Source organism: Streptomyces sp. ACA25, from assembly GCF_028200735.1.
Taxonomy (GTDB): domain Bacteria; phylum Actinomycetota; class Actinomycetes; order Streptomycetales; family Streptomycetaceae; genus Streptomyces.
This window is the reverse complement of record NZ_JAQKPV010000002.1, coordinates 347,679-365,917: the sequence shown is the minus strand read 5'-3', so window position 1 is coordinate 365,917 and position 18,239 is coordinate 347,679. Positions and strand designations below refer to the sequence as shown.

The 18,239-nt window shown below is 70.9% G+C and carries 5 protein-coding genes and 1 pseudogene; all 6 read left to right on the top strand.

Annotation, left to right across the window (positions count from 1 at the left end; genetic code table 11):
* Positions 1 to 521 precede the first annotated feature (521 nt).
* Positions 522 to 833, top strand: a complete 312-nt coding sequence (locus PJ985_RS05290; RefSeq protein ID WP_271682349.1) for a phosphopantetheine-binding protein — start codon at positions 522 to 524, stop codon at positions 831 to 833.
* On the top strand, positions 830 to 2,080 hold the full coding sequence (locus PJ985_RS05285) for a cytochrome P450 (protein ID WP_271682348.1): 1,251 nt from the start codon (positions 830 to 832) through the stop codon (positions 2,078 to 2,080). Before PJ985_RS05290 ends, PJ985_RS05285 begins: the two co-directional genes overlap by 4 nt.
* Complete coding sequence (locus PJ985_RS05280; protein WP_271682347.1) at positions 2,077 to 2,814, top strand: thioesterase II family protein; 738 nt, start codon at positions 2,077 to 2,079, stop codon at positions 2,812 to 2,814. Before PJ985_RS05285 ends, PJ985_RS05280 begins: the two co-directional genes overlap by 4 nt.
* 52 nt (positions 2,815 to 2,866) lie before the next feature.
* The gene (locus PJ985_RS05275; protein WP_271682346.1) at positions 2,867 to 5,983 is read left to right on the top strand and encodes a type I polyketide synthase; all 3,117 of its coding nucleotides are present in this window, start codon (positions 2,867 to 2,869) and stop codon (positions 5,981 to 5,983) included.
* Between the two features lie 51 nt (positions 5,984 to 6,034).
* Positions 6,035 to 11,644, top strand: a pseudogene (locus PJ985_RS05270) (SDR family NAD(P)-dependent oxidoreductase); the annotation flags it as partial.
* A gap of 9 nt (positions 11,645 to 11,653) precedes the next feature.
* Positions 11,654 to 18,238, top strand: a complete 6,585-nt coding sequence (locus tag PJ985_RS05265; RefSeq protein WP_271682344.1) for a type I polyketide synthase — start codon at positions 11,654 to 11,656, stop codon at positions 18,236 to 18,238.
* Position 18,239: the final 1 nt, after the last annotated feature.

Below are 18,239 nucleotides of genomic sequence, written 5' to 3'. Positions count from 1 at the left end.
TGATGTGTGAGCGGGGGCGGCCGGGGGACTCAGCCCTGGCACGGCACAGCCGACCGCAGCCGCGGTACCCGATCGCCGAAGGATCGGCGGCCGCTGCTGTCCTGTCGGCGGGACAGCGGATGCCGGCAGCGGTTTGCGCTGTCATCTCTTGCGCGCGGTTTCCCCGGCTACTTACCTTGGCCTCATCATGGCCTCCTGGGGGCGCCCCGTTGAATACGCCGCCAATGCCGGGAGACGTCAACCGGAGGTGCCAGGAGAAGGAGCCTGGCCACCTTCCGTAATCCGTGGCCGAGCCCTAGCTTCGTCTCGTACCTGCACGGCGCCGGCCGGTGAACGCCGAGAACACCGGTTGTCCCCTCGGGCAGGCAGGATTTCCCTCATCACCTGGAGTGGTCGGTCTCCCGCCTCGGGTCCGGGTGGGACGCGGCCACAGATCACGAGACACTCGTCCGGTTTTCACATGGCTGGGCCGGCAATGGCGTGTGCGCATTCCCGTTCGGCGGAGAAAGGAAAGGCTGGCAATGGAATCGAGGCCGCGGGGCCACCAGCGAGGTGGGCAGGACGAGGCGCAGGAACCACAAGCGGCGCCCCCGGGCGCGCCGGCGTCGCTCGTGCAGGAAATCTCGGCACTGTGGGGGGAGTACCTCACCGGCTGCAAAGTCGGGGCGGACGACGACTTCTTCGCGCTCGGTGGGAATTCGCTGATCGGCATCAAGATCATCGACAGGGTGACCCAGGACTACGGCGTCGCACTGTCCGTGCGCGACTTCTACCTGGCGCAGACGCCGGCCCGGGTCGCCGAGCTGATCGAGCAGGGGAGGACGCGGCGGTGAGGTTGACGCCGGGTGCTGGGGCCGGCATCGACCTCGACTGCGTCGACCTGTTCGACCTGGATCTCTACACCTCGGGTGATCCGCACCCGATCTGGGACGTGATGCGGGCGAAGGTCCCCTTGCACCACCAGACCCTGCCGGACGGCCGGGAATTCTGGTCGGTGACCCGCTACGACGACGTCTGCCGTGTGCTCGGCGACCACCAGGAGTTCACCTCGGAACGCGGCACGGTGGTCACGCACCTGGGCCAGGACGACGTCGCGGCCGGCAAGCTGCTGACGTCCACCGACCCGCCACGGCACACCGAGGTCCGCAGGCCGCTCGGTGCCAAGCTCACCGCACGGGCGGTGAAGTCCTGGGAGGACCGCATCCGGCGGTCGATCGTGCGCTTCCTCCAACCGGCGCTCGACGGCGGCACCTTCGACCTGGCCGAGCGGGCACTGCTCCTCCCCGCGATCGTCACGGGCCCGCTCCTGGGGATCCCGGAGCGGGACTGGGAAGAACTGGTGCAGCTGACCGCGATGGTGACGGCCCCCTCGGATCCGCACTTTCAGCAGGGCAGCGAAGCAGCGACCCTGGCCATCTCCCACCACGAGCTGGTCACCTACGTCACCGAGTGGGTCAAGCGGCGACGGAGGACCGGAGGCGAGGACGACAGCCTGCTCGACCACCTCATGAGCGTCCGCGCGGGAGGTGCGCCGCTGACCGACGAGGAAATCGCCCTCGACGGCTACAGCATCCTCCTGGGCGCCAACGTGACGACGCCGCACACCGTTTCGGGCACGGTGCACGCGCTCATCGAGCGGCCCGAGCAGTTCGCGAAGGCGCAGGCCGACCCTTCGCTGATCCCGAACCTGGTCGAGGAAGGACTGCGCTGGACATCGGCCGCGTGCAACTTCATGCGGTACGCGGTGAACGACACCCGGATCGGTGGGGGCACCGTCCCGGCCCGTGGCGCGGTCGTCGCGTGGATCGGGTCGGCCAACCGGGACGAGTCCCTGTTCACCGATCCGCACGAGTTCGACATCACGAGGAGCAACGCGAAGCGCCAGGTGGCGTTCGGGTTCGGGCCGCACTTCTGCATCGGGGCACCGCTGGCGCGGCTGACCCTGCGCATCTTCTTCGAGGAACTGCTCCAGCGGTTCGGGTCGATCGAACTCGACGGCGAACCCCAGCATCTGCGGTCGTACTTCATCGCCGGGATGACCCACCTCCCCATCGTCGCCCAGAAACGAAAGACGCCATGACATCCGGCTCCAGCACCGCCACGTCACCGTGGTTCGTCCGGCCGCAGTCCACCGGTCACCCCGCCCGGCTCTTCTGCTTCCCCTTCTCCGGGTCCGGGGCCTCGGCCTTCAGCGCCTGGCCGGCCGCTGTCGACGACGTCGAGGTCTGCCCGGTGCAGTTCCCCGGACGTGAGAACCGGATGGCCCACCCCCACTACGGCACCTACGAGGACCTCGCCGTCGGCCTGGTCGAACCGCTCGCGCCACTACTGGACCGGCCGTTCGCGTTCTTCGGGCACTGTGCGGGTGCGCTGCCCGCGTACGAGACCGTGGTACGGCTCGCCGAACGGGGCCTGCCCCGTCCGGACTGCTTCTTCGTGTCGGGCCAGCCGGCACCGCACGACGCCTCGAGCGATCCGATGCTCACCATGACCGAGCCCGAGCTGCGCGCCGAGTTGGAGTCCTTCCTCCGCGGCCGGGGGCTCGAGCCACGGCCGGACATGATCGATATGGGGATGGCCGTGCTGCTCCGTGATCACGCCGCCGCGCGTGCGTACCGGCGGGTGGAGCCGGTCCCGGTGCCGTGCCCCATCGTCGTACTGCACTGGCGGGACGACCCCGAGGTGAGCCTCGACCAGCTCCAGGGGTGGCGTCAGTACTCGGACTCGGTCGACGTCCGGGTGGTCGACGGCGGCCACTACGACTTCATGAACGCGCCGGACGAGCTGCGGAAGTTGTTGACCTCTTGGCGGTGAAAGCGGTGCAGCCCGTGAGAGCCGGACGCCCAGGAAACCGGAAGGGACACGTATGAGTGGCGCAGCCACCGATATTGCCGTCATCGGGATGTCGTGCCGCTTCCCCGGCGTGCACAACCCGGCTGAGTTCTGGCGCTTGCTGCGGGACGGGAAGTCGACCGTCGGGCGGTTTCCCGAGCAGCGGGCGGGCGGATCGAACCCCTCGTCCCACCCGGACGCCGCCACTCTGCACTCGGGTTCGTTCTTCGACTCCGTCGACGGCTACGACGCGGAGTTCTTCGGCACGGGTGCAGCGGAGGCGGCCGCCATGGACCCCGTGCAGCGCCTGGGACTGGAGCTTGCCTGGGAGGCCGTCGAAGACGCCCGTCTTCCGGCGACCGCGCTCGCGGGCCGCGACATCGATGTGGTGGTCGGCACTGCGCCCTCGGGGTACGAACAGCTGCGCAAGCTGTCCGGCAGCGACCAGGACGACCACTACGCCGCGCTCGGGTCGAGCGGTGCACTCATCGCGAACCGGATCTCGAGCCTGTTCGACGTCCGTGGCTGGAGTTTCTGTGCCGACTCGGGCCAGTCCTCCTCACTCGTGGCGCTGGCGCTGACATGCGAACGGATACGGAGTGGCGCGGTCGACATGGCACTCGCGGGCGGCGTGCACCTGATCGTCGATCCGGAAGGGGGACTCGGCCTGGCGAATCTGGGCGTCCTGTCGCCGGACGGCCGCTGCTTCGCCTTCGACGAACGCGCCAGCGGTTTCGCCCGGGGAGAGGGTGGGGCGTTCGTCCTGCTCAAACGGCTCGACCTCGCTGTCGCCGACGGTGATCACATCTACGCGGTGGTGCGCGGCTGGGGCGTCGGCAACAGCGGCGCGTCCACCCGGATGCCGGATCCCAGCCCCGGCGCGCAGGCGGCAGTCGTGCTCTCCGCTCTGGAACGCGCGGCTGTTCCGTTCGAGGGTGTCGACTACGTCGAGGCCCACGGCACCGGCACGCGTCTCGGTGACCCGGCTGAGATGTCCGGTCTGCGTGAGGTGTTCCGGGAAACCGGCCGGAGCCGCCCCCTGGTGATCGGCTCGGTGAAGACGAACGTCGGGCACCTGGAGCCGGCAGCGGGAATCGTCGGGTTCGTGAAGGCGGTGCTCTGTGTGGACCGCGCGCACCTGGTTCCGAGTCTGAACTTCCGGTCCCCGAACCCTGCGGTCCCCGATTTCCACGAGGACTTCGAGGTACTCCGGGCCGCGCGGCCCTGGCCGAGCGCACCCGGGCGGCCGCGGCGGGCCGGGGTGTCGGCGTTCGGCATGGGCGGCACCCATGCGCACGTCATTCTCGAACAGGGTCCCGGGAAGCGGACGGAGCCCCGGGCCGGAGAGGGGGACGTGACCCCCACGGGCGTGTCCGGGGTGCTGCCGTGGGTGCTGTCGGCGCGGTCGGAACCGGCGCTGCGCGAGCAGGCGGCGCGGCTGCGGGAGCTCGTGGCCGCGGACCCGTCCCTGCCGGCGGCCGACGCGGGGTACTCGCTGGTGTCGACGCGGTCGCTGTTCGAGTACCGGGCGGTGGTGCTGAGCGGTGACCGTGAGGAGTCACTGGCCGGTCTCGACCTGGTGGCGGCGGGCGGTGCTTCGGAGCGGGTGCTTCGAGGGGTGGCCACCGGGCCGGTGGGGCCGGTCGTCTTCGTGTTCCCCGGCCAGGGGTCCCAGTGGCCGGGCATGGGCAGGCAGTTGTACCAGGAGTCGGAGGTCTTCGCGCGCAGCATCGATGAGTGCGCGCGGGCTCTGGCGCCGTGGGTGGACTGGTCCCCGGTGGACGTGGTGACCGGTGCGGACTCGGCCGCCTCACTTGACCGGGTGGACGTGGTCCAGCCGGTGCTGTTCGCGATGATGGTGTCGCTGGCACGGGTGTGGCGGTCACTGGGAGTGGTCCCCGACGCGGTGGTGGGGCACTCGCAGGGTGAGATCGCCGCGGCGTGCGTGTCCGGCGCGCTCTCACTCGAGGACGCGGCGCGGGTCGTCGCCGTGCGCAGCCGGGCACTGACCGAGCTCGCCGGCTCGGGTGGGATGAGTGCGGTGGCTGCGTCCCCCGCATGGGTTCGGGACCGGCTGCGGCGGTGGTCCGGTCGGCTCTCCACGGCAGCGGTCAACGGGCCTGCGTCGGTGGTGGTCTCCGGGGACGACGAAGCGCTCGACCGGTTCGCCGCGATGGCGGCCGACGAAGGTGTCCGGGTGCGCCGGGTCAAAGTGGACTACGCGTCGCACTCCCACCAAGTCGAACGCATCCGGGACCGCCTGCTCGCGGCCACCGCTGGTCTCTCGCTGAAGGCATCGGCGGTGGAGTTCCACTCCACGGTCACCGGGGGACCGCTCGACACCCACGGGCTCGACGGCGCGTACTGGTACGACAACCTGCGTTCCACGGTGCGGTTCGGCGAGGTGGTCGAGCACCTGATGCGCGACCGCGGTGGGGTGTTCCTGGAAGTCGGTCCGCATCCGGTGCTCGAGGTGGCGATGGAGGAGACCGCCGACGCGCTGGAGGCCTCGCCGGTGGTGGCGGGCACCCTGCACAAGGACGACGGGAGCACGAGCAGAATTCTGGCGTCGCTGGCCGAACTGCACGTGCGCGGTGTGCCGGTGAACTGGGAGGCGGTGTTCGCCGCCGACCGGCCGCGCCGGATCGGCCTGCCGGCCTACCCGTTCCAGCGGCAGCGGTACTGGCTGACGGCGCCCGGCGACACCGGCACCGCGAACTCGGGCTCAGCCGCGCATGCGACCGGTCCGGGCCCGCACCCGCCTGCCGCCGTCGGCATGGAGGCGGCGGCACCGGACTCGGAGTCATCGGTGCTCAGCCTTGTGTGCGCCGAAGCGGCAGCCCTGCTGAGCGCGAAGGACGCCGGTCTGACGGGCGCCGATCTTGCGGCTAGGTCGACCGAGACCTTCAAGGACCTGGGCTTCGACTCCTCGATGGCCGTGCGGCTCCGCAACCGGCTCACCGCGGCGGTGGGTGTGCGGCTGTCGGCCACCGTCGCGTTCACCTATCCCACTCCGCGGACGCTCGGTCGCCACCTCTTCTCCCTCCTTGAGCCGGAGGCGCCCGAACCCGGCCCAGCGATGGAGGAGACGAGGCCCGCAAGCCGCAGTGACGAGGATCTGTACGCATTGATCGACCGCGGATACGTGTAGCAACCCCGTTCTTCTTAGCAACCGTTGAGGGAGGCCCTGGTGGAGGATGTCGACAAGCTCCGGTCCTACTTGCGTCGCGCCGTCGGCGATGCGCAGGAACTGCGTGAGCGGGTGCGTGAGCTGGAGGAGTCCGCTCGTGAGCCCATCGCGGTCGTGGGCGCGGGGTGCCGCTTCCCGGGCGGGGTGACGTCCCCCGAAGCGCTGTGGGGCGTGGTGTCCGGTGGTGTGGACGCGATGGGGGATTTCCCGCAGGACCGGGGGTGGGACGTTGAAGGGCTGTACGACCCCGATCCGGAGGCGCGAGGGAAGACGTACACGCGGTCCGGTGGATTCCTGCCTGATCTCGCCGAATTCGACGCGCCGTTCTTCGGCATCAGCCCGCGAGAGGCGCTGGCGATGGACCCGCAGCAGCGGTTGCTGCTGGAGACGTCGTGGGAAGCGCTGGAACGTGCGGGGATCGATCCCGCCGCATTGCGGGGTTCGGCGACCGGGGTGTTCACGGGGATCTACGGGGTCGACTACGGCCCCCGGATGGGCGGCGGGGCAGCCGCCCAGGTGGAGGGTTTCGGCCTCACGGGGACGTACACGAGCGTGGCCTCGGGCCGGGTGGCGTACGTGCTGGGTCTGGAGGGCCCGGCGGTGTCGACGGACACGGCCTGCTCGTCGTCCTTGGTCGCGGTTCACCAGGCCGTGCGGTCCCTGCGTTCCGGGGAGTGCGGGTTGGCGTTGGCCGGCGGGGCGTCGGTGCTGCCGAGTCCGGGGCTGTTCGTGGAGGTGTCCCGGCAGCGGGGTCTTTCCGCCGACGGGCGGTGCAAGTCGTTCGCGGAGGCGGCCGACGGAACCGGCTGGGGCGAGGGCGCGGGCGTGCTGGTGCTTGAGCGGCTGTCGGACGCGCGGCGCAACGGGCGCCGGATCCTTGCGGTGATCCGGGGTTCGGCGATCAACCAGGACGGGGCGTCCAACGGTCTGACGGCGCCGAGCGAACTTGCGCAGCAGCGTGTCATCCGGGCGGCCCTGGCCGATGCCGGGCTGGCGCTCGGCGAGGTGGACGCGGTGGAGGCGCACGGGACCGGCACGAAACTGGGTGACCCCATCGAGGCGGAGGCGCTGCTGGCCACCTACGGGCAGGACCGGGCCCCCGGCCGGCCGTTGTGGCTGGGCTCGCTGAAGTCGAACATCGGTCACACGCAGGCCGCCGCGGGCGTCGGCGGGGTGATCAAGATGATCATGGCGATGCGCCACGGCGTGCTGCCCAGGACGTTGCACGTGGACCGCCCGAGCCCGCACGTCGACTGGTCGGCCGGAACGGTGGCGCTGCTGACCGAGGCCCGGGAGTGGCCCAGCGCACCGCGACGGCCCCGGCGCGCGGGCGTGTCGTCCTTCGGGGTCAGCGGCACCAACGCGCACCTCATCATCGAGGAAGCCCCCGGGGCCGCCGAGCAGGCAACCGGGGCGGAGGAGGCCGCTACGGGTCCGGCCGCGGACCCCGCCGCCGGCCGGACGTCCACCGGTGGCCCCGGAGCGGTGCCGTGGGTGCTGTCGGGACGGTCCGACGAGGCGTTGAGGGAGCAAGTGCTGCGGCTGAGGGACAGGGTCGACGCGGACGCGGACCTGCCGCTCGCGGGGGTGGGGTACTCGCTGGTGGCCACCCGATCGCTGTTCGAGCACCGCCAGGTGGTGATCGGCGCGGACCGGGAGCAGCTGCTCGCCGGTCTGACCGCCGTGGTCGAGGGGGCCAGGCCTCCCGCCGGTGTGGTCTCCGGCGTCGCGAAACCGGTGGGCCGGACGGTGTTCGTGTTCCCGGGCCAGGGCTGCCAGTGGGTCGGCATGGGACGCGAGCTGTGGGAGTCGAGCCCTGTCTTCGCCGAGCAGCTGCTCGCGTGCGCGGAAGCGCTGGAGCCATGGGTGTCCTGGTCGTTGATCGACACCGTGTGCGGGGGGCCGGAGGCGGCGGACCTGGACCGCATCGACGTCGTCCAGCCGGTGCTGTTCTCGGTGATGGTGTCGCTGGCGCGGGTGTGGCGTTCCCTGGGGGTGACTCCGGACGCGGTGCTCGGCCATTCCCAGGGCGAGATCGCCGCGGCCTGCGCCGCGGGCGCCCTGACCCTGCCGGACGCGGTCAAAATCGTGGTCGCCCGGTCCCGACTCCTTGCCACGGCGACGCAGGACGGCGGCATGGCCGGGATTGTGGCAACCGTGGACCGGGTGCGGGAGCTGCTGGGGCCGTGGGAGTCCCGGGTCGCGATCGCCGCGGTCAACGGACCGTACTCGACGACGGTCTCGGGTGAGACAGAAGCGGTCAGGGAACTGGTCGCACACTGCGATTCCCAGGGAGTCCGCGCCCGGTGGATCCCGGCGAGCGTCCCCGGGCACTCGCCGCTGATGGACCGGTTCAAGGACCGGCTTCTGGACGAACTGGGCCGGATCACCCCCGTGACCGCACCGGTGGCGTTCTACTCGACGGTGACTGGTGGACTGATCGACACCGCGGAGCTGGACGCGGCCTACTGGTTCCGGAACATGCGGGAACCCGTCCAGTTCGAGGCCACCATGAAGCACCTCTTCGAACGGGGACACGGCGCGTTCGTCGAGGTCAGCCCGCACCCACTGCTCACGGTCAACATTCAGGAGATGCTCGACACCCCCGGCGCCGACGGGGTGGTGGTGGGTTCGCTGCGCCGCGGCAACGGCGGCCTCGCGCGGTTGTACCGGTCGGCGGCCGAGGCCTTCGTGGCGGGGGTCCCGGTGTCGTGGGAAGCGGCGTACCCGGGCGAGGAAGGCCGGTGGGTCGATCTGCCCACGTACGCCTTCCAGCGGCAGCGCTACTGGCTGGACACACCCCGCGAGGCCACCACGGAGAGCACGTCGGACCATCCGCTGCTCGATGCCGTGATCGACCTGCCCGATGACGGGGAGAGCGGTGGGGTGGTGGGCAGCGGGCGCTTGTCGCTGCGGCGCCACCCGTGGCTCGCCGACCATGTGGTGCACGGCGCCGTCGTGGTGCCCGGAGCGGTCCTGGTGGAGATGGCGGTGTGGGCGGCGGGCAAGGCGCGCTGTGACGTCGTCGACGAACTCACCCTGGAAGCGCCGCTGGTGCTGTCCCGAACAGCCGATCGCGAGATCCGGGTCGTGGTCGACGGCAAACGCGTGATCAGCGTGCACTCCCGGGGCGAGGGCGACCCCGGGTGGACGCGGAACGCCGTCGGCGTCGTCGGCTCCGGCTCCGGAGGAACCCCTCGGGAGGAGGACCTCGCCGTGTGGCCCCCCACGGGTGCGGTCGCCGTGCCCGTCGAAGGCGAGTACGCCGGATTGTCCGCCCTCGGGTTCGACCACGGGCCCCTGCTCCGCGGCCTGAAGGAGGTATGGCGCCGCGACGGCGCGCTTTTCGCGGAGGTGGAGCTGCCCGCGCACGGCAGCGTGGATCCGGGCAGGTTCCGGGTCCACCCGGCTTTGCTGCACGCCGCGCTTCTCCCGGTCGGCCTGCGGCAGGGCGTCGACGATCCCCGGGCCGAAGGCCGGCTGCCGTACCGCTGGACGGGCGTCCGCCTGAGGTCCGCCGAGCCGACAGCGCTGCGCGTCCGTCTCGCGCCCGCGAGGGAGAACGCACTGTCCGTGACCATCGCGGATCAGGACGGAGTACCTGTCGGCGGCGTCGAGTCGCTGACCCTGCGCTCTGTGGACGTCGAGGAGCTGACCGAGCTGAGCTTCGACCACCGGGACTCGCTGTTCCAGGTGGACTGGGTCCCCTTCCCGGTACCGGCCGGGGAAGCCCCGGGCCGGCACGCGGTGCTGGGTGCGTCCGCCACGATCACCGCGTCCTCGGCGCAGGGCGGGAAGGTCTTCGCCGACCTCGACGAACTCGCCGCCTCCGGTGGGGAGATACCCCCGGTCGTGATCGCCGCCTTCGACCGGGCGGACGCGGCTGCCGGTGACACCCCGGCCGTCGTCGAGCGGAACCTCCACCGGGTGCTGCGGTGGACCCAGGGCTGGCTTTCCGACGACCGGTTCTCCGACTCACGCCTGGTCATCGTGACGCGGAAGGCGCTCCACGACGACCAGGTCCCCGGCACCGGCACCGACCCCGCGGCCGCCGCGGTCTGGGGATTCGTGCGCAGCGCGCAGACCGAGAACCCGGGCCGGTTCATGCTCGTGGACACGGACGACCAGCCCGCTTCGTGGGCGGGCATCCCGGTGGTGGCCGCAAGCGGAGAACCCCAGCTCAAGATTCGGGCCGGCCTCGTGACCACCCCACAACTGGCTCACGCCTCCGGTGCGTCCGCCGGCGGCGGGTCCCTCGACGGGGCGGCGGACGGTTCCGCCCTCGGAAACGGGACGGTGCTGATCACCGGTGGTACCGGCGGCCTGGGGGCGATGCTGGCCCGGCACCTCGTGGCCCGGTACGGGGTGCGCCGGCTGGTGCTGACCAGTAGGCGGGGGCCGGCGGCGCCGGCGGCGGCAGGGCTGCGGGAGGAGTTGGCCGCGACGGGAGCGCAGGTCGAGGTCGTGGCGTGCGATGTGACGGACCGTGCGTCCCTCGCCGAGCTGATCGCCGCGGTACCGGACGAGCACCCGCTGACGGCGGTGATTCACTGCGCGGCCGCGCTGGACGACGGGATCGTGCCGGCGTTGACCGAGGACCGTGTGGACTCGGTGCTCGCGCCGAAGGCGCACGGCGCCTGGCACCTGCACGAGCTGACAAGGCATCTGGACCTGTCCGCGTTCGTGCTGTTCTCCTCGATCGCGAGCGTGCTCGGGACGGCGGGGCAGGCCAGCTACGCGGCGGCCAACGCGTTCCTCAACGGTCTCGCGGAAGCCCGCCGGGCCGAAGGGCTGCCTGCCGATTCCCTGTGCTGGGGTTACTGGGCGGAACGCAGCGAGCTGGGCGCCGACCTCAGTGAGGTGGACATCGTGCGCCTGCAACGGCAGGGCGTGCAGCCGATGGCGTCGCACGAAGGGCTCGCGCTGTTCGACGCGGCGATCTCGCGGCACGAGCCGGTGCTGGTGCCGGCGCGGCTGAACCTCCCGGCGCTGAAGGCGTCGCAGGCCGGCCGAACGGGTTCACCGCTCCTGCGCGGTCTGCTCGGGACGCCCCCCGTACCTGGCGCCCCGGAGACCAGGGAGTCCACCGACATCAAACTCGCGCAGCGGATCAGATCGCTGCCGCGGGCCGACGCGGAGGCGGTGCTGCTCGATGCGGTCCGGGAGCATACCGCGATGGTCCTCGGCCACGCCGATGCCGGGCGGGTCAGCCCCACGGTGGCGTTCAGCGATCTGGGGATCGATTCGCTCACGGCCCTGGAGCTCCGGAACAAGATGTCGGCGGTGACCGGCTTGAAGCTGTCCGCCACACTCGCGTTCGATTACCCGAACCCGAGCGCCTTGGCGCGATTCCTGATCGGAGGCATCGACCCCGGCGGCGGTGACGCGGAATCTCCGGCCGATCGGCTGACCAAGGAGATCGAAGGACTGGGCGCTCGGCTCGAGGACGCGTTCCTCGGTCTCGCGGACGGGGAAAAGGCCACCATTGCCACGCTGCTCGGCGAGTTGCAGGGGCGAGTCCGTTCGATGGTGGGCGAGGGATCACCGGTCGGCATCGTCGACCGGATCAGTTCGGCGTCAGCTGGAGAGCTTCTCTCCCTGCTGGACAAAGAGCTCGGCTAGGGGAGAGCGATGACAGACGACAACAACGCCGATGTCCTGGAGTACCTGAAGCGGACATCGATCGAGCTGATCGAAACGCGTCACCGCTTGGAGGAGCTGACGGAGGCCGCTGCCGAGCCCATCGCGGTCGTGGGCGTCGCCTGCCGCTACCCGGGCGGGGTGGCTTCCCCGGAGGCGCTGTGGGACCTGGTCAAGGCAGGCCGGGACGCGGTGTCGGGCTTCCCCGGGGACCGCAACTGGGACCTGGAGGGTCTGTATGACCCGGATCCGGACAGGCCCAACACCTGTTACACGCGCTCGGGCGGGTTCCTGCGTGACGCGGGTGACTTCGACGCCGAGTTCTTCGGGATGAACCCGCGCGAGGCGCTGGCTGCCGACCCGCAGCAGCGGTTGCTCCTCGAGTCCTCGTGGGAGTCCCTGGAACGAGCCGGTATTGATCCGCGGACCCTGCGCGGCAGCGAGACGGGGGTCTTCGCCGGTCTTGCGTACTTCGGTTACGGCAACCACTTCGCCACCCCCGAGAGTATCTCGGGCTACGGGCAGACCGGTTCCCTGCTGAGCGTGGCGTCCGGGCGTGTGGCGTACGTGCTGGGCCTGGAGGGCCCGGCGGTGTCGACCGAGACCGCGTGCTCCTCGTCGCTGGTGGCGGTGCACCAAGCGGTGCAGTCGCTGCGGCAGGGCGAGTGCGGGCTGGCGCTGGCCGGGGGTGTCACCGTCATGGCGACGACGCAGGTGCTCCGGGAGATGTCACGGCAGCGGGGCCTGGCGGCGGACGGCCGGTGCAAGGCGTTCGCCGACGCGGCCGACGGCGCCGGCTTCTCCGAGGGAGTCGGGGTCCTGGTGCTCGAGCGGCTGTCGGACGCGCGGCGCAACGGGCGTCGGATCTGGGCGTTGATCCGCGGCTCGGCGGTCAACCAGGACGGCGCGTCCAACGGGCTGACCGCGCCGAACGGGCCGGCACAGCAGCGCGTCATCCGGGCGGCGTTGGCGAATGCCCGGATACAGGCGGCCGATGTGGACGTGGTCGAGGCCCACGGGACCGGCACGAGGCTGGGCGATCCGATCGAGGCACAGGCGCTGCTGGCCACCTACGGGCAGGACCGGGACCCCCACCGGCCCCTGTGGCTCGGGTCGTTGAAGTCGAACATCGGCCACGCACAGGCGGCCGCAGGCGTCGGCGGGATCATCAAGATGATTATGGCGATACGCCACAGGACGATGCCCAAGACGCTGCACGTGGACCTCCCCTCGACGCATGTGGACTGGTCGGCCGGGGCGGTGGAACTGCTGACCGGTGCCATGCAGTGGCCGAGCGCCCCGGGACGGCCTCGGCGGGCGGGTGTGTCCGCTTTCGGGGCCAGCGGTACCAACGCACACCTGATTCTGGAGGAGGCGCCCCAGGAAGAGAAGGCGCCCGGTGGCACCCAGCACATGCCCGGTGGAGCTGCCGGGCTGGTGCCGTGGGTCGTCTCGGCACGGTCTGCGGGGGCGCTGCGGGCGCAGGCGGAGAAGCTGCGTGCTTTCGCCACCGCCGACGCGGGCGCGGATGTCGCCGACATCGGGTGGTCGCTGGTGTCGGGCCGGGCGCTGTTCGAGCACCGCGCGGTGGTGCTGGGCCGCAATCGGGAGGAGTTGCTGAGCGGTCTGGCGTCGGTGCGCGACGGTGCGGAGTCCGCCGGGGTGGTGTGCGGTGTCGCCGGGGACCTCGGAGGAACGGTCTTCATGTTCCCGGGACAGGGGTCGCAGTGGGTCGGAGTGGCCCGGCCGTTGTACGACGCCTTCCCCGCGTTCGCGCAGAGCCTCGACGAGGTCTGTGCACATCTCGACGCACATCTGCCGTACGCCCTGAAGCCCCTGCTCCTCGCCGACACGCCCGATGAAGCCCACGTCCGGCGGACCGACATCGCACAGCCCGCGCTGTTCGCCCTGCAGGTCAGTCAGTACCGGCTCCTGGAGCGTTACTGCGGGAAGCCGAACCACCTGATCGGTCACTCGGTCGGTGAGATAGCCGCCGCCCACGTGTCCGGCGCCATCGACCTGGAGGGTGCGGCCAGGCTCGTGGCCGCCCGCGGGCGGGTCATGCAGACGGTCACCGAGCGGGGGGCCATGCTGTCGGTGCGGGCCTCGGAAGCCGAGGTGAGCGCACTGCTCCGTCCGTGCGAGGGCATCGGCATCGCCGCCGTCAACGGCCCGGAATCGGTGGTGGTGTCGGGCGACCGCGACCGGATCCACGAACTGCGGGACCAGCTCGTCGCCGACAGAACACCGGCGAAGCTGCTCGACGTGGACCACGCCTTCCACTCGCCGCTCATGGACCGGATCCTGGACGACTTCGCGGGATCGATCGGCGAGCTCCCCGCGGGCCACATGTCGGTTCCCGTCGTCTCGACCAGATTGGGCCGTGAGGCCACGCTCGAAGAGCTGACGTCCGTCACCCACTGGGTTCGCCACGTCCGCGAGCCCGTTCGCTTCTTCGGGGCGGTGGAGTGCGCACGGACGGCCGGTGCGAGTGTCTTCCTCGAGGTGGGGCCGGGGTCGACCCTCACAAGCATCACCGGGGAGGCATTCGCCAGTGCGGGCGTGGACGACGCGTTGGTGTTGTCGGCGTCGCGGCGGAACCGCGGTGCGGTGGAGACGCTGGTCGGCGCGCTGGCCCGGTTCCATGTCCGGGGCGGGGCCGTGGACTGGGGTGCGCTCGTCGGGGAGCGTCGGCCCGTCGATCTCCCGACCTACGCGTTCCAGAAGCGCCGGTACTGGCTCGACTTCCTGGCCGAGATGGGTACGACGGACGTGGCCTCTGCCGGTCTCACAGCTCCGCGGCACCCGCTGCTCGGCGCCGCGGTGGACCACCCCGGCAACGACGAGGTGGTGTTCACCGGTCTGTGGTCCCTGCGGACCCACGCTTGTCTGGCCGACCACTCCGTGCACGGTGCGGCCGTCGTACCGGCGACGGCCTACCTGGACCTGGCGCTGTGGGTGGGCGACTTCGTCGGGTGTGCGGCGATCGGGGAACTCTCCCTGGAAGTTCCCCTGACCCTCCCTGGCACGGGCGACGTGCACGTGCGGATCGCCGTCGGTGCGCCGGACGAGACGGGACACCGCCCCCTGGACGTGTACTCGCGTCCCGGCGGGGACGACCGCACGGTCGGCGGCTGGACCCGTCACGCGACCGGGAATCTGGCACCGGGCACAGCGTCGACGGCCGGGCGGAGCGACGACGCGCGCTCACTCGCCGTGTGGCCACCCGCCGGGGCGGAGCAGCTCGGCATCGAAGCTCTGTACGACACCTTCGCGGACGCGGGTTTCGATTACGGTCCGGCGTTCCGAGGGCTGCGCGAAGTGTGGCAGCGCGGTGCTGACCTCTTCGCGACGGCCACGCTGCCGACCACCGCCGACGTGCCGGCCGGCGGAGAGTTCGCCCTGCATCCGGCGTTGATCGACTCCGTGCTGCACGCGGTGGTGGCCGGCGGTGTCATCGAGGTCAGCGGCGACCAGGGGTGGATGCCCTTTTCGTGGTCCGGGGTGGACCTCGTCGGGGAGTGCGGCTCGACCGTGCGGATCCGCGTCTCCCCGGTCGGCGACGGTGTCGTGTCCGTGACGATTGCCGATGAGCACGGTCGCGAGATCGCTCGCATCGGGGCGCTGACGTTCCGGCCGGTGAGCGCCGAGCAGCTGCGCTCGGTGCGCGGCGGGCACCAGCAGTCGCTGTTCGAACTGGAATGGCGACCGGTCCCGCAGAGCGAACGGACATCACACCGCGCGCCGTGGGCCGTACTCGGCGCGAAGGACGGTCTGGCCTCCCGGGTCTGCGGGGCAGCTGACGGGAAAGCCGTGCTCCATGAGTCCTTGGACGCTGTCCTTTCCGCAGAGGCGCCCCCGCACATCGTCCTCTGCCTGGACGACTTCACCGACACCGGCACCGATCTGCTCGCCACGGTCGCAAGCACGGACACCCAGGTGCTGGGTCTGGTCCAGCGCTTCCTCATGGAGGAGCCGCTCGCCGGATCCACCCTGGTGGTGCTCACCCGCCTGGCCCTCGACACCGGTGGAGGGGAGAGCGTCGAAAGCCTCCCCGGTGCGTCCGTGTGGGGCCTGGTCCGGTCCGCCCAGACAGAACACCCCGGCAGATTCCGGCTGGTGGACGTCGACGACGAGGAGTCGTCCTGGGCACACCTCCGGGATGCGCTCGCCCTCGGCGAGGACCAGCTCGCGCTGCGCGGCGGCGCGTACCTCGTGCCCCGCATGACGGCGGCGTCACCCGCGATCAACCAGATCGGGCCACCGGCGGCCGGCGCTCACCGGCTGGGTGTACCGACCAGGGGGACGCTGGAGAATCTGACGTGGATCCCCTGCCCTGAGGTGGCGGCACCCCTGACGAGCGGCCAGGTACGCATTGCCGTGCACGCAGCAGGACTGAACTTCCGGGACGTCACGATCGCCCTGGGCCTGGTGGAGAGGACGGCCATCGACACGGGGCTCGGCAGCGAGGGCGCCGGAACCGTGCTGGAGGTGGCGGACGACGTCACCGGTCTCGCCCCCGGTGACCGGGTGATGGGCATCTTCACCGGCGCCTTCGGCAAGGTGACCGTGGCGGATCGCCGCATGCTCATGCCCATCCCCGACGGGTGGAGTTACGCTGAGGCGGCGTCCGTGCCGGGTGTCTTTCTCACCGCCTACTACGCCCTCTTCCACGTGACGAACCTCAAGAAGGGGCAACGGATCCTCATCCACGCCGCGGCAGGCGGAGTGGGAATGGCCGCCGTGCAGCTGGCGCAACACATCGGTGCCGAAATCTACGGAACCGCGAGCCCTGCCAAGTGGCCCACCCTGCGTGAGCTGGGGCTGGACGACGCGCACCTGGCGTCGTCCCGGGATCTGGCGTTCGCGGAGACGTTCCTGGACTCCACAGGCGGTCACGGTGTGGACGTCGTTCTGAACGCCCTCGCACACAAGTTCGTCGATGCCTCGCTGACGCTGCTCCCCGAGGGCGGCAACTTCGTCGAGATGGGGAAAACGGACATCCGCGATCCCCGGCAGGTGGCAGCCGACCACCCCGGGGTGACGTACGAGGCCTTCGACCTCTACGAGGCGGGTCCGGACATGATCCACGAAATGTTCCGCGCCGTCATGAAGCTGTTCGCCGACGGGCGGTTGCACCTGAATCCGATCACCGTCCGGAACGTCCGCGACGCCCGGAAGGCGTTCCGCGAGATGAGCCGAGGCCAGCACATCGGAAAGATCGTGCTTGAGCTGGGCGACGGCCTCGGCGGCGGGACTGTGCTGATCACAGGCGGTACCGGGGGAGTGGGGTCGCTGGTGGCGCGGCACCTCGTCGCCGAACACGGTGTGCGGAGTCTGGTCCTGTCGAGCCGTCGGGGCCCGGCTGCCGACGGGGTACCCGAGTTGGTCTCGGACCTGGAAGCGGCAGGCGCGCTGGTCAAGGTAGTGGAGTGCGACGTCGCGGACCGCGACGCGATGGCGGACCTGCTCGCGGACATGCCGCCGGCGTATCCGCTGACGGCGGTCATACACGCTGCGGGCGGCCTTGCGGACGGCACGGTCGAGTCGCTGACCGCGGAGAGCCTCGACCGCGTGCTGCACGCCAAGGTTGGCGGTGCGGTCAATCTGCACGAGCTGACCCGACATCACAATCTGTCGGCCTTCGTCCTGTTCTCCGCGCTTGCGGGCACACTCGGCACCGGAGGGCAGGCGAACTACGCGGCGGCGAACACGTTCCTGGACGGTCTCGCGGCTCGGCGCCGGGCATCCGGCCTGGTCGGCACGTCGCTGTGCTGGGGCTGGTGGGAGCAGCGCAGCGGCATGACCGAGGACCTGGACCGGGCCGACTTCTCACGGATCCGGCGCCTGGGCATCACCGCGATGCCGACACCCGAGGCACTGGCCCTGTTCGACTCGGCGTACGCAATCAACAAGCCCGTGCTCATCCCGGCCCGGGTGAACCCGGCCGTGCTGCGGAACAAGCCCGGTGACGAGCTGCCGCTCCTCCTGCGCGACCTCGTCGACGCCGGTCGCCCCCGCCGGAACCGGACGAGTCCGGGCAGGGACAGCGGCCCCCTCGGCCTGACCGCCAGGCTGGCCGTCCTGCCGGAGGACGAGGCGGAGGCAGCCGTGCTCGACTGGGTCCGCGAGCAGGCAGCCATCGTGCTCGGACACCCGTCCAGCGCGGCTGTCGACCCCGACCAGGCGTTCACCCACCTCGGACTCGACTCGCTGACCTCGGTCGAACTGTGCAACCGGCTCGCTTCCTCGACCGGCCTGCGCCTGCCGTCCACCCTCGTCTTCAGCTACCCGACGACACGGGAGCTGGGCGCCCACATATTCGGCCTGCTCCGCCCGGAACCGTCGCCCCGCACGAGCTCGGACGAGGAAGCGGCGACCCGGGAAGTGCTGCGCAGCATCCCGATCGACAGACTGCGGGCCGCGGGCCTCCTTGAGCCGATTCTGGCCTGTGCCGACCCGGCCCGGCCGGACACCGACGGGCAGGCGCCGGACGCGGACACCGGCTCGGATCAACTGGCGGCAATGGACCTGGAAGCACTGGTCGACCTGGCTCTGGACGAGAGGGGCAAGTGAC

What these genes read in the sequence shown, in the direction of transcription:
- PJ985_RS05275 (WP_271682346.1), top strand. Translation starts at nt 2,867, where the DNA reads ATGAGTGGCGCAGCCACCGATATTGCCGTCATCGGGATGTCGTGCCGC.
- PJ985_RS05265 (WP_271682344.1), top strand. Translation starts at nt 11,654, where the DNA reads ATGACAGACGACAACAACGCCGATGTCCTGGAGTACCTGAAGCGGACA.
- PJ985_RS05290 (WP_271682349.1), top strand. Translation starts at nt 522, where the DNA reads ATGGAATCGAGGCCGCGGGGCCACCAGCGAGGTGGGCAGGACGAGGCG.
- PJ985_RS05280 (WP_271682347.1), top strand. Translation starts at nt 2,077, where the DNA reads ATGACATCCGGCTCCAGCACCGCCACGTCACCGTGGTTCGTCCGGCCG.